Origin of the sequence: Nocardiopsis dassonvillei subsp. dassonvillei DSM 43111 (assembly GCF_000092985.1) — a bacterium.
In the GTDB taxonomy this organism is placed as follows: domain Bacteria; phylum Actinomycetota; class Actinomycetes; order Streptosporangiales; family Streptosporangiaceae; genus Nocardiopsis; species Nocardiopsis dassonvillei.
The window spans coordinates 2,956,963-2,981,147 of the sequence record NC_014210.1 but is presented as its reverse complement, the minus strand read 5'-3'; the positions used below and the strand labels follow the sequence as shown (position 1 = coordinate 2,981,147).

The window sequence follows — 24,185 nt, the reverse complement described above, 5'->3', positions numbered from 1 at the left end:
CCTTCGGCCCGCCCGTCGTCCGCCACCGCCCGCCGGGGCGGACGACGGGCGGGCCACCGCTACCGACGGGCGCCGCGCGCGGCGCCCTCCTCCGGCCCGGGCGTTCGCCCCGGCTCCCCGCTGTCCCACTCCCCACCGCCCGACTCCCCACAGAAGGGGTGACCATGAGCGACGCGACCCCAACCCCGTCCCCGGGCCCCGGTTCCCGTCCCGGTCCCGTGCGCATCGGCATCGACGTCGGCGGGACCTTCACCGACGCCGTGGCCGTCAGCGCCACCACCTACGCCCTGCTGGGCCAGGTCAAGGTGCCCACCAGCCACGACCACGCCGACGGCGTGGCCCACGGCATCATGACCGCGCTGGAACGCCTGCTCGGCGACATCGGCGTGCGCGCCGAGGACGTGGGCTTCCTCGCCCACGGCACCACCCAGGCCACCAACGCCCTGCTGGAGGGCGACGTGGCCACCATCGGCATCGTCGGCGTCGGCAGCGGCTACGACGCCTTCGCCACCCGCAGGCTGCGCTCCCTGGGCAGACTGAGACTGGACTCGGGCCACCCGCTGCCCGTGCGCTACGCCGCGCTGCGCGAACCCGAACGTGAGGGCGCGGCCCTGGCCAGCGTGGACCAGGTGGTCGCCGAGGGCGCCGAGGTCGTCGTCGCCGTCGAACCCTTCAGCGTGGACGACCCCCGCGGCGAGCTGGCCGTGCTGGAGGCCGCCCGCGCCCGCGGGATCCCCGTCACCGTCACCCACGAGATCACCCAGCTCTACGGTCTGGGCAAACGCGCCCGCACCGCCGCGCTCAACGCCGGGGTCATGCCCCGCATGCTCCAGACCGCCGACCTGGTCGAGCGCAGCATCCACAAGGCCGGGGTCACCGCCCCGCTCATGGTCATGCGCTGCGACGGCGGCGTGATGTCGCTGCCCGAGATGCGCCACCGCCCCCTGCTCACCGTCCTCTCCGGGCCCGCCGCGGGTGTGGCGGGCGCCCTGATGGGCGAGAAGGTCAGCGAGGGCGTGTTCCTGGAGACCGGCGGCACCTCCACCGACATCAGCGTCATCCGGCGCGGGCGGGTGCAGATCCGCCACGCCCGCCTGGGCGGCAAGGAGACCTACCTGTCGGCGCTGGACGTGCGCACCGTCGGCGTCGGCGGCGGCTCCCTCGTCCGCGTCGGCGGGGGCGAGGGCCCCGGCCGGGCGAGCCTGACCGACGTGGGACCGCGCAGCGCCCACATCGCCGGGCTGCCCTACGCCTGCTTCGCCGATCCGGCCGAGCTGGAGGGCGCCCGCCTGGTGCGGATCAGCCCCATGGCCTCCGACCCGGGCGACCACGCCGTCCTGGAGAGCGGCGGGCGGCGCTTCGCCCTGACCGTGACCTGCGCCGCCAACGCCGCCGGGCTCGTCCCCGAGGGCGACTACGCCCGCGCCGACGCCCGTGCGGCCCGCGCCGCCCTCGCACCCCTGGCCGAGGCCCTGGGCGTGGAGGTGGAGGAGGCCGCCCGCGCGGTGCTGCACAAGGCCACCGAGCGCGTGGCCGCGGTCGTGGACGAGATGGCGGGCGACTACGGCCTGGACCGGCAGGTGTGCACCCTGGTCGGCGGGGGCGGCGGCGCGGCCACCGTCACCCCCTACCTGGGGCGGCGCACCGGGCTGGAGGCGCGCATCGCCGCGCACAGCGAGGTCATCAGCCCCCTGGGTGTGGCGCTGGCGCTGGTGCGCGAGTCGGTGGAGCGCATCATCCCCGGCGCCACCCACGCCGACGTGCTCGCGGTGCGCGCCGAGGCCGAGCAGGCGGTGCTGCGCCAGGGCGCGGACCCGGCGGGGATCGAGGTGGACGTCACCGTCGACCCCCAGCGCAACCTGGTGGCGGCCGTGGCCACGGGGGCCACCGAGCTGCGCACCAAGGACCGCACCGCCACCGCCGACGCCGAGGCCGGGGCGCGGGCCGCCGCGGCGGCCAGTCTGGGCGCCGCACCGGCCGAGCTCACCGAGTACGCGGCCAACGGTCAGTACCGGGTGTTCGGGCTGGTGCGCAGGCCCGGCGGGCCGCTGGGGCGCTTCGCCCGCGAACGCACCCACGTCCGGGTCGTGGACGCCGAAGGGGTGGTGCGCCTGCACAGCGCCGACGCCCTGGTGGACACGCTGGTGGCCGCCGAGGCCGAGGGGCGGCTCAAGGACCTGGTGGCCGAGCGCACCGCCTACGGCGACGGCGGGGCGCTGCCCCCGGCGGTGTGGCTGCTGCTGGGGCCCAAGTTCGCCGACCTGTCGGGGGTGCTGGACCCGGGGCACCTGGTGGCGCTGGCCTCGGCGGAGATCGCCCGCCGCGCCCCCGACGAGACGGTCATCGCGGTCATGGAGAAGCGGCGGTGAGCGCGCACACGCCGCCGCGCGCGGCCCGCGAACCGCGTTCCCCCGCGTCCGGCCCGCCGGAACGCCCCGGGCGCGCCGAGCGCGCGCCCCGGCGTGAGGCGCCGGGGCGGGCGGGCCGACCGAAACCCCCGTGGCACACGGACCGCCCGGACCGCAGGGAAACAGGGGACCGGGCGCAGGCGCCCGGCGGGCACGACACGGGCGTCGCCCCCGAGCTGGCCGAGGAGTACGCGCGCATCGGCGCCGCCTCCGAGGAGGAGCTGGCCGCCGACCTGCTCGCGCTGACCGCCACCCACGAGGGCCGCGGCCGAGACCTGCTGCTGTCCTGGGCCGCCACGGCGCTGCGCTTCGGTGAGCGCATGGCCGACGAGGACGCCGCGAGTGCCGGAGCGTCCGGGGACCCCGGGGCCGCTGGGCCCGCCGGGGTTGCCAGGACGGGAGGGAGCACGGGGGCCAAAGGGGGCTCTGAGGGCCCTCAAGGGACCTCATGCAGCTCGGGTGCTTCAGAGGTCCCAAGCGGGTCAGGCGCCTCAGACACCCGTGAGGTCCCAAGCGGCTCTGGTGCCCCGGGTGCCACGGGTTCCTCGGGTGCGGTGAGCGCTCCGAGTCGCACGGGTCCTTCGGACCTGCGTGTGGAGGAGCGGGCCTCGGGCGGGCTGCGTCCGGGCGAGGTCCTGCTCGCCGAGTACCTGCACCGGGCCTCCGGCGACCGGGTGGTCGTCTACGCCGACGCCCTCGACCACGCCCACCGCGTGGCCCGCGACGCCGGGTGGGGCCGCGACCTCACCCCCGAGGCCCTGCGCGAGACCGCGCTGGCCCACGAGCACGCCCACCGGATGCTGCACGACGGACGGGGCCGCGCGCTGCGGCGCGAACTCGACCACGTCCTGGTGCGCCTGGGGCCGCTGCGCCTGCGCGGCCACGTGGTCGGCGCCGACGAGATCGCCGCGCACGCCTACGCCCGCCGTCGCGCGGGGCTGCGCCGCAGCCCGATCGCGCTCACCGCGGCCATCGCCGCCACCCTTGCCCACCGGGGTACGGGCCACGACCGGCCCGCCCCGCGAACCTCCCCCGGAGAACGCCCGTGACCGCCTTCGCGATCCTCCTCGCCATGGCGGTGGGCGTCGGCCTGATGCTGACGCGCCGCCTGCCCACCGCCTTCGCCCTCGTCCTGCTCTCCGTCGCGATCGCGCTCATCGCGGGCGCCCCGCTCGTGGGGGAGGAGGGCAGCGTCACCGGGACCGTGGTCCAGCAGGGCGCCCCGCGCCTGGCCGCGACCATGATCGCCATCCTCCTGGGCAGCTGGCTGGGCACGCTGATGTCCGAGGCGGGGATCGCCTCCACCCTCGTGCGCAAGATCGTGGAGTTCGGCGGTGAACGCCCCTCGCTGGTGGCCGTCGGCGTCTTCGTCGTCGCGATCCTGTGCGGCAGCATCACCGGTTCGGCGCCCGCGGCCATGCTCGCCGGTGTGGTGGGCATCCCCGCGATGATCGCGGTGGGGGTCACCCCCACCGTCGCGGCCGGGACCGTGCTGGTGGGCATCGCCGCCGGACTGCCCCTGGAGCTGATCAACTGGCAGTTCCTGTCCGACGCCATCGGGGTGCCGGTCTCCACCGTCCAGCACTTCCAGCTGCGCCTGTTCCCGATCGCGCTGGCGGGCGGGCTGGCCTACATCCTCATCGAGATGCGCCGCAGGGGCGCCCGGCACACCTGGGCGGTGCGGGTCCCGGCCGGGGCCGGGGGCAGCGGTTCCGGCGGCGCCGGGACGAGGCCGCCGAGCCGCCGCCAGCGGGCCGCCGAGCGGCGCAGGCGGCGGGGGGACGCGCCCTGGTACGCGCTGGTCACGCCGCTGGTGCCGATCGTGCTGGCGCTGGGGCTGCACGTGCCCATCGTGCCCTCGCTGCTGGCCGGGGTGGTCTTCGCGCTGTTGACGGCCGTGCCGTGGCGGGAGATGTCCTCCACCGCGCTGCGCACGCTCTACCGGGCCTTCGACGTGGCCGCGCCGCCCATCGTGCTGTTCATCGCGATCGGCATGCTGCTGGCGGCGGTGAACCTGCCCGGGGCTGTCTCGGCGCTCACGCCGGTGGTGACCGCGATCAGCCCCAGCAGCCCGTGGCTGTTCGTGCTGGTCTTCGCCGTGCTGGTGCCGCTGGCCCTGTACCGGGGGCCGATGAACATCTTCGGTCTGGGCGCGGGTGTGGCCGGTGTGCTCATCTCCGGCGGTATCTACCCGGCTCCGGCGGTGCTGGGGCTGATGGCCTCCTACGGCCAGGTGCTGGGGGTGTCGGACCCCACCAGCACGCAGACGGTGTGGAGCGCGCAGTACGCGGGGGTGCGCCCGGAGCGGTCGATGCTCTCGACGCTGCCCTACACGTGGGTGATCGCCGTCGCCGGGTTGGTGCTGACGGTGTTCCTGTACCTGGTGTGAGGCTGGTGGGGCCGGGCGTGAGCCGGGCCCGAGGGAGCGGCGGGGAGTCCTTCGGGGCTGCCCGCCGCGCTGTGCGCGGGGCCCGTCCGGTGCGGAGTCGAGGCTGTGGACACCCGTGGCGGGGGAGGCGTCCCGGTCCCGGATCCGGGCGGGCGCCGGCCTTCGCGGTGGTACGGCATCGGCCCTTCGGGGTGGTACACGACACCGGGCCTTCACAGGGCGGAAATATTGGCCTTACCAATCCATTGACGCCCGCGACCTGCGACTTGTACGCTTCCTCGCATTGGTCAGGCCAATCAGGAGGTGCGGTGGACACGAACTTCGACGCCCTGGTCGAGGCGCTGGCGCCGGAGGCCCGGGCCTCGGGAACCGAGTCGCGCCTGATGACGGAGCGGGAGCTGGCCGAGCGGCTGGGCACGAGCCGGGCCACCGTCCGGGAGAACCTCGGCAGCCTGGAGATGCTCGGCATGGTGCGCCGCACCCAGGGGGCGGGAACGTTCTTCACCAAGCCCGACGCCTCCTTCGTCCAGTTCCTGTTCGGCCTGATGTCGAAGTTCGGCCACATCGACGACGGCAGCGTCGAACGCGCCCGGGAGATGATGGAGGTCGCCGTGGTCCAGGAGGCCGCCGACCGCGCCGACGAGGAGGACGTGCGCGTGCTGCGCGGCCACGTCGAGGACATGGTCCGCGCCACCGCCGCGGGCGACGCCGAGGCCGGGCACGAGGCCGACTACGCCTTCCACAAGAAGCTGTTCCAGATCGCCGACAACCCGGTGATCGAGTTCTTCGTCGACGGCATGAGCCTGGCGCTCAAGGACGTCCTCGCCCACAAACGGGCCCTGGCCCTGGACATCGAGGCCCGCGCCGCCGGGGGCGGCGCCGAGGGACCCCGCAGGACGGACACCGTCCACACGCCCATCGTCGACGCCGTCGAGGCGCACGACCGCAGCGCCGCCGCGGCCGCGATGGTGGAGCACTTCACCCTGTGGCGCCGCATCACCGAGGGCGCCGCGCCCGCCGACGGGCGCTAGCCGGACACCGCCCGGCCCGAGACACCCCCGCGGGGGAGAAGGAAGACACATGGACACCACACCAGTTCCACAGCCATGCCCGAAAACGGCCGTGATGTTCGTCGGCGTCGGCGCCATCGGCCTGCCCATGGCCCTGCAGGTCGCCGCGGCCGGGCACACCGTGGTCGGCGTGGACCCCTCGCCGCGGCGCCGCGAGGAGGCCCGGAACCAGGGCCTGCGCGCCCAGCCCGACACCGCGGGGATCGGTGAGGCCGACGTCGTCATCGTCATGGTCGCCACCCCCGACCAGCTGCGCGCGGCCGTCACCGCCCCGGGCGGCGCCCTGGAGGCCATGCGCGCCGACGCGGTGCTCGTGGTCATGAGCACCGTCGGACCCGGCCCCGTGCGCGAGGTCGCCGACCGCGCCCGCGAGCGCGGGGTGCGGCTGCTGGACGTGCCGGTCACCGGAGGGGTGGCCGGGGCCCGGCGCGCGGCCCTGACCCTGTTCGCCTCCGGCGACCCCGAGGCCCTCCGGCGGTGCGGGCCGGTGCTGGAGGCGATGGGCACGGTCCGCGACTGCGGAGACCAGGCCGGACGCGGACAGTCCTACAAGGTCGTCAACCAGCTCCTGTGCTCGGTGCACATCGCCGCCGCGGCCGAGGCGCTGGCCCTGGCCGAACGCCTCGGGCTCGACCCCGCCGACGTGCTGGAGGCCGTCTCCGGCGGCGCCGGGGGCTCCTGGATGCTCGGCGACCGCGGCCCGCGCATGCTGCCGGACGGCCCCGACGAGATCACCAGCACCATCGGGATCTTCGTCAAGGACTCCGGGCTCGTCGCCGACACCGCCGAGGAGGCCGGGTTCTCCGCCCCGCTGCTCCTGGCCGCCCGCGGCGCCTACACCAGGGCCGCCGAGGCCGGTCTGCTCGACCACGACGACTCCCAGGTCATCCGGGTCTACCGGGACTGACCCCGCCGGGCCCCGTACCCGGCCCCCACCGCCCCCCGTCCCCGCGCGGCGCCGACGGTCCCCTCAGCATGCCCGGAAATCGCCTTCCGGACGGTGCGCGGGACCCGCGCCGCCACGACAGAGAGAACCCGAGCCCATGGACGCCCTCGTACTCGCACTGATCGCCCTGGGGGCGATCGGAGCGCTACTCGTCCTCATCATCCGTTTCAACGTCCCCGCCTTCGTCGCGCTCCTGCTGGTCAGCGTCGGTACCGCCCTGGCCACGGGCATGCCCTTCGAGGACGTGGTGCCCACCATCGTGGAAGGGCTGGGCGGCACCCTGGGCAACGTGGCCCTCCTGGTGGGGCTGGGCGCGATGCTCGGCGCCATCGTCGAGCACTCCGGCGGCGCGGACGCGCTCTCCGAGCGCTTCAGCGCGCTGCTCGGCCCGGCCAGGGTCGGCGTGGCGCTGCTGATCGCCTCGTCGATGATCGCGGTGCCGATCTTCTTCGACGTCGCCTTCATCGTCCTGGTCCCGATCGTCTACGCCTTCTCGCGGGCGGCCCGCCTGCCCTCGCCCATGCGCATCGGCCTGCCCATCGCCGGGCTGATGCTCTTCATCCACGTGGTGCTGCCGCCCCACCCCGGCATCGTCGGCAGCTCCGTGCTCACCGGGGCCGACATGGGGCTGGTCACCCTCCTGGGCGCCGCGCTCATCCTCCCGGTGGGAGTGGTCGCCCACTACACGGCGAAGCTGCTCAACCGGCGCGCGTACGCCATGCTGGCCTCCACCGCCGAACTGTACGAGCAGAACACCGGTGAACCCGGAACCGGCGGTACGGACGGCGCGCGACCCTCCGAGGACGCGAACGGCACGGACTCCTCCGGCGGCGCCGGGACCCCGGACGGCACCGGCGGTACGGGCGGTATCGGCGGGGCGGGCGCCTCCGGCACGGCCAAGGTCTCCGTCCGCCCCCGGGTGGAGCCGCAGCGCCCGCCCAGCGCCGCCGCGGTGATCACGGTCATCGCCGTCCCCATCCTCATGATCGGCCTCCAGACCGTCGCCGGACTCTTCCTGGAGGAGGGCTCCACGGCCCTGCGCTTCCTGACCATGGTCGGGGCCCCGCCCTTCGCGCTGCTCACCGGCTGTCTGCTGGCCCTGTACCTGCTGGGCGTGCGCCGCGGCTGGTCGATGCGTTCGGTCGGCTCGGTCATGGACGCCGCGCTCGCCCCGGCGGCGGTGGTCGTGTTCGTGACCGGAGCGGGCGGCGCGTTCGCCGGGGTGCTCACCGCCAGCGGCATCGGCGAGGTGCTCTCCGAGAGCATGCTCGGCCTGGGGCTGCCCCTGCTGCTCCTGGCCTTCTGCCTGGCCGCGCTGCTGCGGGCGGCCCAGGGGTCGGCCACCGTCTCGGCCCTGACCACCTCTGGGCTCCTGGCCGAGGCCATCGCCTCGGGCGGGTACAGCGGCCTGGAGATCGCCCTGGTCAACCTCGCCATCGGCTGCGGCGCCATCTGCCTGTCCCACGTCAACGACTCGGGTTTCTGGATCGTCTCGCGCTACCTGGGCCTGTCGGTGCGCGACGCCCTGCGCACCTGGAGCGTGCTCGTCACGGTCCTGGGAACGAGCGGGTTCGCCCTCGTCGGCCTCACCTGGGCGCTGGTCTGAACCCCCGCGTCCCGGACGGGACGCGCCGCCCCCCGAACCACACCCTTCGCACACCGAGGAAGGTCCCTATGAACCAGACCGCCACCAGACCCGGAGGCGTCGTCGACACCGCCAGGTTGGAACGGCTGCGCGCCGCCGCCTACCGCATCCGGCTCAACGCCCTCACCCAGGCCCAGGTCCAGGGCCAGGGCTACATCGGCCAGGCCCTCGGGTTCGCCGACGTGCTCGCCGCCCTGTACGCCGACCACCTGCGGCTGCGCCCCGAGGAGCCGGAGTGGGAGGGGCGCGACCGCTGCCTGCTCAGCATCGGCCACTACGCCATCGCCCTGTACGCCGCCCTGGCCGAGGCGGGGATCATCCCCGAGGAGGAGCTGACCACCTACGCCACCGACGACTCGCGCCTGCCGATGTCGGGCATGGCCACCTACACGCCGGGGATGGAGATCTCCGGCGGCTCCCTGGGCCACGGGCTGGGGATCGCGGTGGGCGTCGGACTGGGGCTGCGCCGCAAGGGCAACCCCGCCCGCGTGTACAACCTGCTCTCCGACGGCGAGCTCAGCGAGGGCTCCACGTGGGAGGCGGTGCAGGCCGCGGCCCACCACCGCCTGGACAACGTCACCGCGATCGTGGACATGAACCGCCAGGTGGCCGACGGGCCCGCCCAGGAGGTCATGGGCACCGAACCCGCCGACGAGAAGCTGCGCGTCAACGGGTGGCACACCCTGCGGGTGGACGGCAACGACGTGGCCGCCGTCGCCGCGGCCCTGGACGAGCTGCGCGAGCACCGGGGCTCGCCCACCGCGCTGGTGTGCGACACCAGGATCGGCGCGGGGGTGCCGATGCTGGAGAGCAGGGAGAAGCTGCACTTCATGCGGGTGGCCGAGGACGAGTGGCAGACCGCGCGCGAGCAGCTGCGCCAGGGATACGAGGGGTACACGGCATGAGCACCACCACCAGCAGCAGCACCACTGGCACCGGCGGCGTCGGTGGCACCGGTGGCAGGAAGCTGACGTCGGACGCCATGATCGCCTCGATCGCGGAGGAGGGCGCGCGCACCGTCCAGGCGCCCCTGGGGCACGCCCTGGTGCGCGCCGCGCGTGAGGACGAGCGCGTCGTGGGGTTGTCGGCGGACCTGGCCAAGTACACCGACATGCACGTCTTCCGCGACGCCATGCCCGACCGCTTCCACCAGATGGGCATGGCCGAACAGGTGATGATGGGCGCCGCGGCCGGGCTGGCGATGGAGGGGTTCGTGCCCTTCGCCTCCACCTACTCGGTCTTCGCCACCCGCCGCGCCTACGACTTCCTGTGCCTGGACATCGCCGAGCCGCGCCTGAACGTCAACGTCGTCGCGGCGCTGCCCGGACTGACCACCGGCTACGGGCCCAGTCACCAGGCCACCGAGGACATCGCCCTGCTGCGGGGCATCCCCGGGATGGTGATCGTGGACCCGTGCGACTCGGTGGACATCGAGCAGGCGGTCCCGCAGTTGATCGCGCACGAGGGGCCGACCTACACCCGCATCCTGCGCGGCGCGGTGCCCACGGTGCTGGACGAGTACGACTACGAGTTCCGGCTGGGCGAGGCCGCGCTCCTGCGCGGCGGTGACGACGTCCTGTTCGTCTCCTCGGGGATGATGACCGAGCGGGCGCTGCGCGCCGCCGCGGAGCTGGAGGCCGACCGGATCGGTGTGGCGGTCCTGCACGTGCCCACCATCAAGCCGCTGGACGTGGAGACGGTCCTGGAGCAGGTGGGCCGGGACCGCAGGGTGTTCGTGCTGGAGAACCACTCGGTCGTCGGCGGATTGTTCGAGTCGGTGGCCTCCGCGCTGGTCCAGCGCGGGGTGGTCCGGCGGATGGAGCACATCGGGCTGCCGGACGAGTTCCTGGACGCGGGGGCGCTGCCCACCCTCTACGACCGCTACGGCGTGTCCGTGCCCCGGATCGCGGAGAGGGTGCGCGCCTCGTTGTGACGGACCGGATCGGACCGGATCGGTCCGGGGCAGGTCGGACCGGATCGGTCCGGGGCAGGTCGGTCCGGACCGGGCCGGGGCAGGTCGGTCCGGGTCGGAGTCGAGCCGGGTCGGGGCGGGACGAGGCACGAGATGACGTGACGAGGTTGGTTCCGTCGGTCGGCGAAGAGAGCCGGGGTCCGTGAAGGTGCGGCGGGGAGTTCTTCGGGGCTCCCCGCCGCACCTGTTCGGGGAAGCGGGGTACGCGAGGCAAGCGGTCAACGCTTGCCGTTCGCGCGTGGTTGCTCGCTCCGGCGGTGGCACCAGCTGCCGCGTAGTGGTGCGGGAGGGCGACCAACGGTTGGTGTTCGGGGGTGGTGGGGCTTTGCTGCGTTGGCACCAAAGGCGGCGGGGCTGTCGGGCCTTGGGCAGCGGTGCTGGCCCCCCGGGGTGGGGGCGGGCGACGGTGGCAGCGACCACGGTGGGCGCGGGACCCGGGCCGCCTGTCGGGCGCGGGCATGCCGGGGACCGGCACGACCCGGGAGTCATTCCCGGGGCGGTGGATCCGGATCCCCGCCGGGCGGGTGGTCTCCTCCCCGTCCCCGCCGCCGTCCTTGGCGGTGTGTGCGCAGTTCGCGTTGGTACTTGGCCCGGTTGTGCGGCCCGCACAGCGGTTGCAGGTTAGCGACCACCGTGCGCCCTCCCTGGGAGAACGAGGTGACGTGGTCGGCTTGACAGAGGGCGACTGGCACTTCGCATCCGCCCGGGTGGGCGCAGGTGGCGTGTCCGTGGAACGCGGCGGTGCGTTGGCGGGTTGAGGCCAGGCGGCGGCTGTGGCCCACATCCAACACCTGCCCGGTGGGCGGGGCGGTGAGCATCCGCACCACCTCAGAATCGGCGGCGAGTTCGTGGACCAGCCCGACCGGGATCACTCGACCGTGCTCGTCCAACGCGGGAACCTCTTGGCCTTGGGCGTCCAGGTAGGTCTGCACGGGCACCACGATGCGGATCTGCGCCAATGGAGCCGGAGCGTTGTCACATCCGGTGTGGGTGGTGGCAAAACGCAGCGCCGCGATGAGCGCGTCGTGCTCGCGCTGGGACCGGGACCGGGTGTCCTGGTCCGAGGGTGGGGTGGTGAAGGTGTCGATGGCCGCGCGCACGATCAACGCATCCCCACTGCCGCCCCAGGCCTGGAGCTGGTAGCTGCCCTGGAACGTGTCATGCACCGTCAGCCCGCGGACGGCGTGAGCGGTCTCGTGGTCGCGGTCCAGGCGGTGGGGGTCCAAACGGTAGGCGACCTGGCGGGCCACCGACTGGAGCTGGTTGACCGACAATGCAGGCCGCTCCGCCTTCGCGGCCACCAGAGCCGCTTCGAACCCCTGCCGGTACTCCCCCTCATCGGGAAAGTGGTCCTCATCGCGGGTCTGGACGGCTTTGTCGGTGGCTTTGGCGATCGCGACCGCCTCACCCAAGGCCAGAGCGCCCTCCTCCACCGCTTCCACCGTGGCGGGCAGCGTCTCCTCCTGCACGTGCTGGGCCAAACGCGCCAGGTCCTTGGCCTGGGCAGTGGGGACCTTACAGCGGTGGGTGATCCACTTGTCCAACGTGGAGTAGCCGCTGTAGCGGGCGACCTCACCGCGCGCGTACAAGCGCGCCATTTGCGCCAACGCCTGGTAGCGGATCTGGTCCAGCTGGGCCCACAGCGCCGCGATCTCCTCCGCGGCGGTCTCATCGGCTCCGGGCGGGACTTCGGCGTTCAACGCTTGGTGGATGATCTTGCGCGCACCGGCCAGCGCGGCCACGGCCGGGGAACATTCCCCGGGGGCCGCCTCGGGCGCTGCGATCATCATCTCCATGCTTCTTATTATAGGCCAGCGTCCGCCATTTCTCCACTATTCACAGCCGGAATTAGAAGCCTTTCTTTCCTGGGGTCGCTCTTGATTGAAAGGCTGCAATTGGGGCGGGCTCAAAAGGCGTCCGAAAATGTGGCCCAGAATGTCACCTTGGCCTTGGCGCGATTGTCGCCCGCGCTGACCACGGGGGCCGGGGTCGTTGCCCGAGGTCGGAGGGCCTGCTTGCCGTTGGTGTCGACGCAGCAGAGCCCGACCATCCCTACACCCTGGGCGTTGGTCGTCCTCCGGTGGCCGCTCCCGCCTTTGGTGTCGCTTTTCGTCGGATGCCCAACTCTTCACCGGCCCCGACCGCTCTCCGTCGTCCGTACCCTTTCGCGGCAGCTGGCGCGCTTTCGTTGCCGCCAGAAACCCCCGACGAGAAGGGCGTAGGGGAGAGACCTGTGGGCGGCCCCTCCCTGCCCCTCGATCCATTATCCTTATTGGTCGCCGAGTGTTTCAGGGCATGCCACAGCGCCTACTGGGTGGGATCCCCCCTATTTCCAGGAAACCATCACCACGCCACCCACGGCCACCCCCAACCCCCGCCTGTGGAAAACACGGGAACGGCCCCGGACGGATCGCCCGGGGCCGGAATGCTGTCTGGAGGAAACGGAAACCGGTCAGGCGTCCGTCCTCCCTGCGGGTTCCTCGCTCCTACCCTCACCAGCGCCACTACCGCCGCCGTCACCACTGCCACTGGCACCACCACTGGCACTGCCACTGCCACTGCTACTGCCATCGACCCGGCCCCGGTACCACCGCCACAGAGCGCGCGTCAGCGGCAGCACGATCACCACCGCCAACAGCAGCAACAGCGTTCCCGAGATCGGCCGGGTCAGGAACCCCGTGGGGTCCCCGTCGAAGAGCAGCAGTGACCGGCGCAGCGAGCTCTCCAGCAGCGAACCCAGGACGAAGGCCAGCACCAGCGGCCCCGGGTCGAAGCCGAACTTCTTCATCAGGTAGCCCAACAGTCCGAAGACCACCACCAGCACGATGTCGAACACGTTGTTGCGCACCGTGTACACGCCCACCAGCGTGATCAGCACCGTGATGGGCGCCAGGATCGTCGGGCGCACCCGCAGGATCCGCACGAACAGCCCCACCAGCGGAATGCTCATGATCAGCAGCAGGATGTTGCCGATGTACATCGAGTTGATGACGCCCCAGAACAGCTCCGGCTCCTGGGTCACCAGCTCCGGTCCCGGCGGCACACCCTGGATGAGCAGCGCGCCGAAGATGATCGCCATCGTCGCGTTCGCCGGGATGCCCAGGGTCAGCAGCGGGATGAACGAGGAGGTGGCGGCGGCGTTGTTGGCCGTCTCGGGAGCGGCGACGCCCTCCACCGCGCCCCTGCCGAAGCGCTCGGGGTCGCGTGAGCGCCGCTTCTCCATCGCGTAGGCCGCCAGGGAGGACAGGGTGGCGCCTCCGCCGGGCAGGATGCCCAGCGCGAAGCCGATGAGCGAACCCCGCCCGATCGCGCCCGACGACTGGCGCAGGTCCTTGCGCGAGGGCCAGGTGTTGGTGACCTTGAGGGGCTTCTTCGGCGCCCGGTGGCGTTCCTCCAGGCTGTGCAGGATCTCCCCGATGCCGAACAGGCCCATCGCGATCGGCACGAAGTCGATCCCGTCGGACAGCGCCATGGAGTCGAAGGTGAAGCGTTCGGCGCCGGTGAAGGTGTCCAGCCCGACCGTGGCCAGCAGCAGGCCCACGCCGGCGGCGATGACCGCCTTGATCCGGCTGCCGTTGCCGACGGTGGACACCAGCAGGATGCCCAGCAGCGCCAGCGCGGTGTACTCGGGCGGGCCGAAGTCCAGGGCGAAGCTCGCCACCAGGGGCGCGACCAGGGACAGGGCCACGATCGACACGGTCCCGCCCACGAACGAGCCCACGGCCGCGATGCCCAGCGCCGTCCCGGCCCGGCCCTGGCGGGCCAGCATGTGGCCGTCGAAGACCGTCACCACCGAGGACGCCTCGCCGGGCAGGCGCAGCAGGACCGAGGTGATCGTCCCCCCGTACTGGGTGCCGTAGAAGATGCCCGCGAGCATGATGATCGCGGTCACCGGTTCGAGGCCGAAGGTCAGGGGGAGCAGGATCGCGATCGTGGCCGCGGGCCCGAGCCCGGGCAGGACCCCGACCAGCATGCCGACCACGACGCCGATCAGGCAGTAGAGCAGGTTGACCGGTTCGAGGACGACACCGAACCCGTTGATCATGGGTGTCAGGGAATCCATCGTTGTGTCCTAGAAGAGGTGGGGGATCGGCACGGCCAGCAGGCCGACGAAGACGACGTAGAAGGCGACCACGATCAGGACCGAGGCGATGGCGGACAGGCGCCACGACTCGCCCCCGAGGAAGCGCAGCCACACGAAGGCCAGGAGCGCCGAGGGGATCTCGAAGCCGATCACGCCGACCACGGCGACGAAGCCGACCATGGTGGCGACCCCGGCCAGGACCTTCCAGGAGGAGGCGGAGAAGACCTCGGTGTCGTCGGTGCGGCGGGTCAGCCCCAGCAGGACCACGCCCAGCGCGGCGATCGCCGCGCTGACGAGCAGGGGCCAGGTGCCCGAGCCGGGGTCGGCGGGGGTGCCCGGGCCGAGCGCCCAGGACCCGGCGATCCCGGCCGCGCCCAGGGCGATGACGGTCAGGGCCACCGCGGTGTTGGCCCAGGGGCCCAGGGGCTTCGGCGGTTCCTCCTCCTCCGGGTCGGGCGCGGTCTCCTGCGACTGGGCCTCCTGCGACTGGGCCTCCTGCGTTCCGGCCTTCCGCGACCCGGCCCCCTCCGGAGCGGCTTCCTCCGGAACGGTGCGCTCCGGAACGACCCCCTCTGGAACGGTCCGCTCCGGAACGACCCGCTCCCGGTCGGCCCCCTCCGGCCCGACACGCTGCGGATCGGCCTGTTGCGCGCCGGGTTCCGGGCCCGCGGGCGCGGCGTCCCGTGCCACGGCCTCCCGCTCCGGATCGGACTGCTCCGCGGCGGCCCGCTGCGCCGCGCTCTCCCGCGCGCCGCCTTCTCGTGCAGTGCTCTCCTGCCGGGAGCCCTTCTGCCGGGCGCTCTCCCGCCCGGCGGCCCCCCGCGTGGTGGGTTCCCTCGCGGGGGGCTCCCCTGCGGCGGACGCGGACCCCTGCGCGCGCCGGGTGCGGGGCGCGCTCACCGGCCCTCGCCCATGTCGATGCCGTACTCCTCCACCATGGAGGCGTACTCCTGTGCGAAGGAGGACCACTCCTCGGTCAGCTCGGCGGGCTCCAGCTCGTGCGGGGTGAGCAGGTTGTTCTCGTTGAACTCCTGGTAGGCGTCGCTGGCGAAGACCTCGGTGAACGCCGTGCGCAGCCGCTCCACGACCTCCTCGGGCGTGCCCTGGGGGGCGACCACGGCCCGGTACTGCGAGACCCGCACGTCGTACCCGGCCTCGACCGCGCTGGGGACGTCGGGCAGGTACTGGTTGCGTTCCTCGGCGAAGGTGGCCAGGGGGGTGATCTCACCGGCCTCGATCTGGGCGATCGCCTCGCCGAGCTGGACCGAGGCCACGTCCACCTGCTCGCCCAGGACGGCGGTCAGGGTGGGGGAGCCGCCATCGAAGGGGACGGGGGTGCCCGGGATCCCGGCCTGCTCGAACAGCAGCGCCTGGGACAGCTGGCTGCCGGTGCCCACCCCGGTGGTGCCGTAGTCGACCTCGTCGCCGGAGTCGACGAGGTCCTGGAGGGTGTCGTAGTCGGAGGAGGCCGCGGTGACGAGCACGTAGTCGTCGCGTGAGACGCCGGTGACGACCTCGTAGTCGGCGATGTCGACCGCCTCCTCCTCCGAGACCGCCAGAGGGGTGATCGCGGTGAGGGAGGCGTTGATGACGAGCAGGTTCTGGCCGTCGGGCTCCTGGGAGGCGAGTTCGTTGGCGGCCAGGGCGCCGTTGGCGCCGGGGGTGTTGACCACGGGGAGCGCGACGCCGAGCCCCTCCTGCGCGCCGTCGGCCAGCGCTCGGGCGATGAGGTCGGTGCTGCCGCCCGGGTCCTGTCCGACCATCACGGTGATCGGCCCCCGGGGGAACTCGCCCCCGGCGGAGCCCCCGCCGGACAGGTTCCCGCCGCAGGCCGCCAGCGACACGGTGAGCCCCGCTGCGAGGACCGGGGCCGCGCCCCGGCGGGCGCGGCTCCTGTGCGGCATGTGGGTCATGGTTCCCCGCCTTTCTTGTGGCCGCCGTCCGCACACGTCGGAGGGTTCTGTGTGAACGCGGTCACGTACTTCGGTGAGTGGCAGCATAGGAACACGCGATCATGCATGTCCAAGTCGAATACGGCATAAGCTGATACCTTCCGTGCATCATGTTCTCTTTCGACCAGTTGCGCGGTTTCGTCGCCGTCGCCGAGGAACTCCACTTCGGGCGGGCCGCGGAGCGGCTGTCCATGACCCAGCCCCCGCTCAGCCGCCAGATCCAGAAGCTCGAACGCGTCGTGGGCGTGCGCCTGCTGGAGCGCGACCGGCGCCACGTGGTCCTGACCGCGGCGGGGGAGGCCTTCCTGATCGAGGCCCGGCGTCTGCTGTCCCTGGCCGAGAGCGCGCCGGACCTGGCGCGGCGCATCTCCCAGGGGTCGCGGGGCACGCTGCGGATCGGCTTCACCGCGGCCTCCTCCTACGGCCTGCTCGGGGACATGATCAACTCCGTGGAGAGGCAGCTGCCGGAGATCACCGTCGAGCTGTTCGAGATGGTCACCAAGGAACAGGCCGCGGCCCTGCTCTCGGGTGAGATCGACATGGGCCTGGCCAGGCCGCCCCTGGACACCGACCTGTTCGGGTCGCGGGTCCAGCTCCGCGAGCGGTTGCTGGTCGCGGTGCCCGAGGCGCACCCGCTGGCGCGTCGCACGGGTCCGCTGTCCGCCGACGACCTGGTGGACGTGCCGCTGATCATGCACTCGCCGATCAAGGCCCGCTACTTCTACGACCTCGTGGTCGGCCTGCTGCCCATCGCCCACCAGAACGTGGTGCACACGGTCAGCCAGGTCATGACGATGGTCTGGCTCGTCGCCGCCGGACGCGGGGTCGCCTTCGTGCCCGCCTCGGCGACCGGTCTGGGCGTGGCGGGGGTGGCCTACCGCGAGCTGGAGGGGCTGCCCGAGAACCCCGTCGAACTCCACCTCATCTGGACCCACGACTCGCCCAATCCCGTCGTGCCGAGGGTGCTCCAGGCGTGGCCCGCCGCCGACGGAGGAGGCTCCTGATACCCGGTGGGTATCAGTTGATGCCCAACGAATCTTGGACAGCATCGAACGACGCTCCGTACGGTAGCGGCAACACCGTGCGGGCCCGCCACCCCCGGGGCCCGAGCCGCAGAACCGAGGACGACACGTGAACGCGATGCACCCAGACGACCTGGCCGGACGGCTCAGGTCCGGGCTCCTGTCCTTCCCCGTGACCCACTTCGACGGCGACCTGGCCTTCGACGAGGAGCGCTACCGGGAGCACCTGGCCTGGCAGGCCAGCCACGACGTGGCCGGGCTGTTCGCCGCCGGGGGCACCGGTGAGGGCTTCTCCCTCACCCCGGCCGAGATCGACCGCGTGGTGCGCACGGCGGTCGACGAGGTCGGGGGCCGGGTCCCGGTGCTCGCCCCGGCCACCGGCGGCACCGCGGCGGCCGCCCTGCAGGCCCGCGCCGCCCAGGAGGCGGGCGCGGACGGGATCCTGCTCATGCCGCCCTACCTCACCGAGGCCGGGCAGCCCGGCCTGGTCGAGCACGTCAGCGCGGTCTGCCGGGCCACCGACCTGGGGGTGGTCGTCTACAGCCGGGCCAACGCCGTGCTCGACGACCGCTCCGTGGCCGAGCTGGCCGAGCGCAACCCCAACCTCATCGGTTTCAAGGACGGCGTCGGCGACATCGAGGCGATGACCCGCGTCTACGCCCGGGTCGGCGACCGGCTGGTCTACATCGGCGGCCTGCCCACCGCGGAGACCTTCGCGCTGCCGCTGCTGGAGCTGGGGGTGAGCACCTACTCCTCGGCGATGTACAACTTCGCGCCCGAGTTCGCCCTGGGCTTCTACGCCGACGTGCAGGCCCGCGACAGGGAGTCGGTGTACCGCAAGCTCAACGACTTCGTCATCCCCTACCTGGACATCCGCGACCGCATGCGCGGCTACGCGGTCTCCATCGTCAAGGCCGGGCTCGACGCCGCGGGACGCCACGGCGGACCCGTCCGGCCGCCCCTGACCGCACTCACCCGGGCCGAGCGCGACGAGCTGTCCGCGCTGGTCGGAAAGGTTGCCTGAATGGCCGAGCACACTCCGGACCCGAAGGGCACGAACACGGGCACGGCCGCGGACGTCCTCGGACCGCTGGTGGCCTGCGCTCCCGTCGAGGGCGGGGCCGGGACCCTGCGCGCGACCGACCCCGCCACGGGGGAGGAGTTCGGCGAGCCCGTGGGCCTGGTGGACTCCGGCCAGATCCAGGAGGCCACCCGCGCCGCCGAGCAGGCCCTGGACGCCTTCCGCGCCCAGTCGCCAGCCGAGCGCGCCGACTTCCTGCGCCGCGTCGCCGACAACATCGACGCCCTGGGCGACGCGCTCGTGGACCGGGCGGTGCGCGAGAGCGGCCTGCCGCGCCAGCGCCTGACGGGGGAGCGGGCCCGCACCACCGGCCAGCTGCGCATGTTCGCCGACGTCGTGGCCCAGGGCGACGCCCTGGGCGCCCGCATCGACCCGGCGCTGCCCGACCGCACCCCCCAGCCCCGCCCCGACCTGCGCCTGGCGCACATCCCCGTCGGCCCCGTGGTGGTCTTCGGCGCGAGCAACTTCCCCCTGGCCTTCTCCACCGCCGGGGGCGACACGGCCGCGGCCCTGGCCGCCGGGTGCCCGGTGATCGTCAAGGGCCACAACGCCCACCCCGGCACCGCCGCGCTGGTCGGGCGCGCCGTGGCCGACGCGGTGCGCGAGAGCGGCCTGCCCGGCGGCGTGTTCTCCCTGTTGTTCGGGGAGGGCAACGGCATCGGACAGGAGCTGGTCGCCGACCCGCGCGTGAAGGCCGTGGCCTTCACCGGGTCGCGGGGCGGCGGGCTGGCCCTGATGCGGGTGGCGGCCGAGCGCCCCGAGCCGATCCCGGTCTTCGCCGAGATGTCCTCGGTCAACCCCGTGTTCGTGCTGCCCGGCGCGCTCGCCGGGCAGGGCGCCCAGGACCTGGCCGGGGCCTACGTCGCCTCGCTCACCCTGGGATCGGGGCAGTTCTGCACCAACCCCGGGCTGGTGTTCGTCCCCTCCACCCCGGACGGGGACCGGTTCGTGGAAGCCGCCGCGCGCCTGGTGGCCGACGCCACCGGCCAGACGATGCTCACCGCGCCCATCGCCGCGGCCTTCCGCGACGGGGTGGAGGCGCTGGAGGGGCGTTCGGAGGTCGTGCTGCGGGCCAGGGGCGGCGAGGGGGAGGGCCCCAACGCGCCGGCCCCGGCCCTGGCCGAGGTGTCCCTGGCCGACCTCACGGCCGACCCGCGCCTGAGCGAGGAGGTCTTCGGCGCCGCGGGCACGGTGGTGCGCTACCCCGACGCCGCCGCGCTGCCCGCCGCGCTGGAGGGGCTGGAGGGCCAGCTCACCGCGACCCTGCACGCCGACACCGGCGACGCCGACGACCTGGCGGCGGCGCGCGCCCTGCTGCCGGTGCTGGAGCGCCGCGCGGGCCGCGTCCTGTTCGGGGGCTGGCCCACTGGGGTGGAGGTGACCCACGCGATGGTCCACGGCGGCCCCTTCCCCGCCACCTCCGACGGCCGGGGCACCTCGGTGGGCAGCCTGGCCCTGCACCGGTTCCTGCGGCCGGTCAGCTACCAGGACATGCCCGACGCCCTGCTGCCGCCCGCACTGCGCCAGGACAACCCCTGGCGGCTGAACCGACGAGTCGAGGGCACCGTCGTGCCCGGAGGAGACCCCGCATGAGCACGCCCACCATCGCCTCCGTCGACGTGGTGCCGGTGGCCGGACGCGACAGCATGCTGCTCAACCTCAGCGGCGCCCACGGCCCCTTCTTCACCCGCAACATCGCCATCCTCACCGACAGCGAGGGGCGCACCGGCCTGGGCGAGGTCCCCGGCGGCGAGCCCATCCGCGCCACCATCGCCGACGCCGCCGAACTGCTCGTCGGACGCCCCGTCGCCGAGCTCAACCCCCTCCTGCGCCGCGTCCAGGACGCCTTCGCCGACCGCGACCGGGGCGGGCGGGGCGAGCAGACCTTCGACCTGCGCACCACCGTGCACGCGGTCACCGCCCTGGAGTCGGCCCTGCTCGACCTGCTGGGCCAGCACCTGGGCGTGCCCGTCTGCGACCTGCTCGGCGAGGGCCGCCGACGCGAGCGGGTGCCCATGCTGGGCTACCTGTTCTACGTCGGCGACCGCGACCGCACACCGCTGCCCTACCCCGAGGCCAAGGACCCCGCCGACGACTGGGAGCGCCTGCGCACCGAGCCCGCGCTCACCCCCGAGGCCGTCGTCGCCCTGGCCGAGGCGGCCCGGAGCCGCTACGGCTTCCGCGACTTCAAGCTCAAGGGCGGGGTGCTGGCGGGCGAGGAGGAGGCCGCGGCGGTCCGCGCCCTGGCCGCGCGCTTCCCCGACGCCCGCGTCACCATCGACCCCAACGGCGCCTGGTCGCTGGCCGAGGCGACCGCGCTCTGCTCCGACCTGCACGGCGTCCTGGCCTACGCCGAGGACCCCTGCGGCGCCGAGGGCGGCTACTCCGCGCGCGAGGTCATGGCGGAGTTCCGGCGGGCCACCGGCCTGCGCACCGCCACCAACATGATCGCCACCGACTGGCGCCAGATGGCGCACAGCGTGCGCGTCAACGCGGTGGACATCCCGCTGGCCGACCCGCACTTCTGGACCATGCGCGGCTCGGTGCGCGTGGCCCAGCTGTGCGAGGACTTCGGTCTGACCTGGGGCTCGCACTCCAACAACCACTTCGACATCTCCCTGGCGATGTTCACCCACGTGGGAGCCGCCGCCCCCGGCGACATCACCGCCCTGGACACCCACTGGATCTGGCAGGACGGGCAGGCCCTGACCCGCAGGCCCCTGCGGATCGAGGACGGCGCCGTCACCGTGCCCACCGCCCCCGGCCTGGGCGTGGAGCTGGACCGCGACGCCCTGGCCGCCGCGCACGAGCTGTACCTGGAGCACGGCCTGGGCGCGCGCGACGACGCCGCGGCCATGCGACACCTCGTCCCCGACTGGACCTTCGATCCCAAACGTCCCGCGATGGTGCGCTGAACCCCCCGTCCCTCCCACTTCCGGAGACCCCATGAACACACCCGCCGAGCCGCGGGGCGGCACCCGCACCGGCACCGCGGGGGGCACCGCCACCGACTCCATCGCCTCGGTGACGCTGTCCCGCGTCGACCTGCCCCTGTCCACCCCCATCAGCGACGCCAAGGTGCTCACCGGCCGCCAGAAGCCGCTCACCTCGGTGTCGGTGCTCTTCGCCGAGATCACCACCGAGCAGGGACTCGAAGGCGTCGGCTTCACCTACTCCAAGCGGGCCGGAGGCCCGGGCCAGTACGCCCACGCCCGCGAGGTGGCCCCCGAGCTGATCGGCGAGGACCCCAGCGACATCCAGCGCCTGTGGACCCGCCTGGTGTGGGCCGGGGCCTCGGTGGGGCGCAGTGGACTGGCCACCTAGGCCATCGCCGCGATGGACATCGCCCTGTGGGACCTCAAGGCCAAGCGGGCCGGGCTGCCGCTGGCCAAGCTCCTGGGCGCGCACCGCGACGCGGTCGACTGCTACAACACCTCCGGCGGGTTCCTGTCCGCGCCGCTGGAGGAGGTGCTGGACAACACCCGGGCCGCCCGCGCCGCGGGCATCGGCGGCATCAAGATCAAGGTCGGCCACCCCGACCACCGGGTGGACCTGGCCCGCGTGGAGGCCGTGCGCGAGGAACTGGGCGACTTCCCGCTCATGGTCGACGCCAACCAGCAGTGGAACCGGGGCTCGGCCGCGCGCATGGGGCGCCTCCTGGACCGGTTCGACCTGGTCTGGATCGAGGAGCCGCTGGACGCCTACGACGTCCGGGGGCACGCGGACCTGGCGCGCGAGCTGGCCACGCCCATCGCCACCGGTGAGATGCTCACCAGCCCCGCCGAGCACGAGGCGCTGATCCAGGCCGGGGCCGTGGGCTTCATGCAGCCGGACGCGCCGCGGGTCGGGGGCATCACCCCGTTCCTGGACGTCATGGCCCAGGGGCGCGGGGCCGGGGTGCGGATGGCGCCGCACTTCGCCATGGAGATCCACCTGCACCTGGCCGCCGCCTACGAACTCGACCCCTGGGTGGAGCACTTCGACTGGCTCCAGCCCCTGTTCGAGGAGCGGCTGGAGACCGCGGGCGGGCGCATGCTCGTTCCGGACCGGCCGGGTCTGGGCTGCACGATCAGCGAGCAGGCCCGCGCCTGGACCGCCCAGAGGACCCGGGTGGACGCCGACGGCCACACGGACCTGAAGGGCTGACCGGCCGCGCCGCCGGGTCCGGCGACCCGGCGGCGCGGGGCGGCGGGCCCGCGCGTGCGGCCGAACCGGGGCGGGGAGGGCGCGCGGCGGTCAGGAGAGCGCGCGGAACCCCTGTGCGTCCGCTCCGCCCAGCAGCGCCACGCTCAGCCACATCCCCGGCAGCTCCTCGGCGGGCACGTCGGTGTCCGTCACGATCCGCTCCACCGGAACGTCCAGCGGCGCGGTCGCCGGGTGCAGCGGTGTCACCAGTTCGGCCCTGTTGCCCATGGTGAGCAGTACCTGCACGGCGGTCCGCCCCCGGTGCCCCTCGGGCAGGGAGTAGGGCACGGTCACCCTCCAGCGCATGTCCGTGGGCAGGCTGTCCGGAGCGCGAAACCCCCAGTACCACGCCTCCTGGTCGGACATCTCCACCACCAGCGACGACACGGGGACCCCGGTCTCCTCGTCCGCCGGAGCGATCGTCCACTCCCGGCCCATCACGGCGTCCTGGGGCCTTCGCGCCTCGCGCTGCCACCACCTGTGGCGGCGCAGGGCCAGGTAGTCCTCGACCCGTCCTCCCGAGCCCGCCCTGCCGACTGTCTCGTCCACCCGGTGTACTCCTTCAGGGGGCGTGGCGCGCCGCACCGCGCGCCACACGGCGTGCTCCCCCCGGTCCGCGGACGGTGTCACCGGCCCGTACATGGGGTGGAGCACACCGTTCAGGGGGACTGTCTTTACCCTCTGCCCGGTAGGGGGTCGCGCATGCCGGACGCGACCGGGGATTTCGCGCACCCCGGCGACCTGGGCCTTCGCGGCGGCCCCTGTCCTCCCGGTCCGTCGCGGAGGGGGAATCGGGCAGCGGTCGCGCGGGGCGGCTCTCACCCTCGGTAAGCTCCTGGGCAACTCCCGTACCACTCTGCCCAGGAGCACACGCATGCGTGAGATCGAGGCCAAGTACCGCGTCGCCGACCCCGCCGCGCTCCTGGCCGCCCTCGACTCCGCCGGGGTGGCCCTCTCCGCGCCCGCCGAGCAGGACGACCAGGCCTACGCCCCGCCCGGGTGGGAGTTCGGCATGCCCAAGGCGGGACGCGCCTTCGCCCGGCTGCGCACCCAGGGCGGCGAGCACGTCCTCACCGCCAAGACCCCGGCCGCCAACCCCCTGGAGTACGTGGAGCACGAGACCGCCGTCGCCGACCGTGATCAGATGCACCGGGTCCTCCTCCAGTTCGGCTACGTCCCGGCCCTGCGCATCGTCAAGACCCGCCGGGTCGGCCGGGCGGGCGCGATCACCGTGTGCGTGGACGAGTTGCGCGGTGTGGGCGTGTTCCTGGAGGTCGAGCTGACCGTGGACGACGACCGCGACGGCCCTGCGGTCCAGGCCCGGCTCGACGCGTGGGTGCGCTCGCTCGGAGCGGACCTGGAGCGCACCACCGACGGCTACGACGTCCTCGTGCGGGCCGCCGCGGCGAGCTGACCGCGGGCCCCGGCCGG

At 73.5% G+C, this 24,185-nt stretch carries 18 protein-coding genes and 1 pseudogene; 14 read left to right on the top strand and 5 right to left on the bottom strand.

The window, feature by feature from the left end; all coding sequences use genetic code 11:
• Window positions 1–164 precede the first annotated feature (164 nt).
• From NDAS_RS12430 to NDAS_RS12395, 8 genes are all read left to right on the top strand, one after another.
• On the top strand, window positions 165–2,369 hold the full coding sequence (locus NDAS_RS12430; RefSeq protein ID WP_013153539.1) for a hydantoinase/oxoprolinase family protein: 2,205 nt from the start codon (window positions 165–167) through the stop codon (window positions 2,367–2,369).
• A complete protein-coding gene (locus tag NDAS_RS12425) occupies window positions 2,366–3,457 on the top strand; it encodes a hypothetical protein (RefSeq protein ID WP_013153538.1) in 1,092 nt (363 codons plus the stop codon). Before NDAS_RS12430 ends, NDAS_RS12425 begins: the two co-directional genes overlap by 4 nt.
• Window positions 3,454–4,797, top strand: a complete 1,344-nt coding sequence (locus tag NDAS_RS12420; RefSeq protein ID WP_013153537.1) for a transporter — start codon at window positions 3,454–3,456, stop codon at window positions 4,795–4,797. Before NDAS_RS12425 ends, NDAS_RS12420 begins: the two co-directional genes overlap by 4 nt.
• Window positions 4,798–5,105: 308 nt before the next feature.
• Entirely contained in the window at window positions 5,106–5,828 is a 723-nt protein-coding gene (locus tag NDAS_RS12415) for a FadR/GntR family transcriptional regulator (RefSeq protein ID WP_013153536.1), read from the top strand.
• 49 nt (window positions 5,829–5,877) lie between these two features.
• Window positions 5,878–6,774 carry an NAD(P)-dependent oxidoreductase gene (locus NDAS_RS12410; RefSeq protein WP_013153535.1) on the top strand — a complete coding sequence of 299 codons (897 nt, stop codon included), beginning with the start codon at window positions 5,878–5,880 and terminating at the stop codon, window positions 6,772–6,774.
• Between the two features lie 136 nt (window positions 6,775–6,910).
• Window positions 6,911–8,419: a GntP family transporter gene (locus NDAS_RS12405; protein ID WP_013153534.1), complete on the top strand. Its 1,509-nt coding sequence runs from the start codon at window positions 6,911–6,913 to the stop codon at window positions 8,417–8,419.
• Window positions 8,420–8,487: 68 nt separating this feature from the next.
• Entirely contained in the window at window positions 8,488–9,363 is an 876-nt protein-coding gene (locus NDAS_RS12400; RefSeq protein WP_013153533.1) for a transketolase, read from the top strand.
• On the top strand, window positions 9,360–10,391 hold the full coding sequence (locus NDAS_RS12395) for a transketolase family protein (protein ID WP_013153532.1): 1,032 nt from the start codon (window positions 9,360–9,362) through the stop codon (window positions 10,389–10,391). Before NDAS_RS12400 ends, NDAS_RS12395 begins: the two co-directional genes overlap by 4 nt.
• Before the next feature lie 524 nt (window positions 10,392–10,915).
• Here the strand turns inward: NDAS_RS12395 and NDAS_RS12390 are convergent.
• From NDAS_RS12390 to NDAS_RS12375, 4 genes are all read right to left on the bottom strand, one after another.
• Window positions 10,916–12,217, bottom strand: a complete 1,302-nt coding sequence (locus NDAS_RS12390) for an HNH endonuclease signature motif containing protein (RefSeq protein ID WP_013153531.1) — start codon at window positions 12,215–12,217, stop codon at window positions 10,916–10,918.
• A 665-nt stretch (window positions 12,218–12,882) separates the two neighbouring features.
• Complete coding sequence (locus tag NDAS_RS12385) at window positions 12,883–14,493, bottom strand: tripartite tricarboxylate transporter permease (RefSeq protein ID WP_013153529.1); 1,611 nt, start codon at window positions 14,491–14,493, stop codon at window positions 12,883–12,885.
• 9 nt (window positions 14,494–14,502) lie between these two features.
• On the bottom strand, window positions 14,503–15,204 hold the full coding sequence (locus tag NDAS_RS12380; protein WP_232051673.1) for a tripartite tricarboxylate transporter TctB family protein: 702 nt from the start codon (window positions 15,202–15,204) through the stop codon (window positions 14,503–14,505).
• A 206-nt stretch (window positions 15,205–15,410) separates the two neighbouring features.
• Window positions 15,411–16,418: a Bug family tripartite tricarboxylate transporter substrate binding protein gene (locus tag NDAS_RS12375; protein ID WP_041552736.1), complete on the bottom strand. Its 1,008-nt coding sequence runs from the start codon at window positions 16,416–16,418 to the stop codon at window positions 15,411–15,413.
• Between the two features lie 158 nt (window positions 16,419–16,576).
• Between NDAS_RS12375 and NDAS_RS12370 the strand changes: the two genes are divergently transcribed.
• The 5 genes and pseudogenes from NDAS_RS12370 (at window position 16,577) to NDAS_RS12350 (ending at window position 22,715) form a co-directional block, all read left to right on the top strand.
• Window positions 16,577–17,470 (top strand): LysR family transcriptional regulator, encoded by an 894-nt coding sequence (locus NDAS_RS12370; RefSeq protein WP_013153526.1) that lies wholly within the window; start codon window positions 16,577–16,579, stop codon window positions 17,468–17,470.
• A gap of 136 nt (window positions 17,471–17,606) precedes the next feature.
• Window positions 17,607–18,512 (top strand): 5-dehydro-4-deoxyglucarate dehydratase, encoded by a 906-nt coding sequence (gene kdgD, locus NDAS_RS12365; protein ID WP_041553150.1) that lies wholly within the window; start codon window positions 17,607–17,609, stop codon window positions 18,510–18,512.
• A complete protein-coding gene (locus NDAS_RS12360) occupies window positions 18,513–20,162 on the top strand; it encodes an aldehyde dehydrogenase (NADP(+)) (protein ID WP_013153524.1) in 1,650 nt (549 codons plus the stop codon).
• Window positions 20,159–21,484, top strand: a complete 1,326-nt coding sequence (locus NDAS_RS12355) for an enolase C-terminal domain-like protein (RefSeq protein WP_013153523.1) — start codon at window positions 20,159–20,161, stop codon at window positions 21,482–21,484. The genes NDAS_RS12360 and NDAS_RS12355 overlap by 4 nt, the downstream gene beginning before the upstream one ends.
• 31 nt (window positions 21,485–21,515) lie before the next feature.
• Window positions 21,516–22,715 (top strand): annotated as a pseudogene (locus tag NDAS_RS12350) (L-talarate/galactarate dehydratase).
• Between the two features lie 90 nt (window positions 22,716–22,805).
• Here NDAS_RS12350 and NDAS_RS12345 read toward each other — a convergent pair.
• Window positions 22,806–23,303, bottom strand: a complete 498-nt coding sequence (locus tag NDAS_RS12345; RefSeq protein WP_013153522.1) for a hypothetical protein — start codon at window positions 23,301–23,303, stop codon at window positions 22,806–22,808.
• A 325-nt stretch (window positions 23,304–23,628) separates the two neighbouring features.
• Here NDAS_RS12345 and NDAS_RS12340 point away from each other — a divergent pair, with 325 nt between their 5' ends.
• Window positions 23,629–24,168 carry a class IV adenylate cyclase gene (locus NDAS_RS12340; RefSeq protein ID WP_013153521.1) on the top strand — a complete coding sequence of 180 codons (540 nt, stop codon included), beginning with the start codon at window positions 23,629–23,631 and terminating at the stop codon, window positions 24,166–24,168.
• Window positions 24,169–24,185 lie beyond the last annotated feature (17 nt).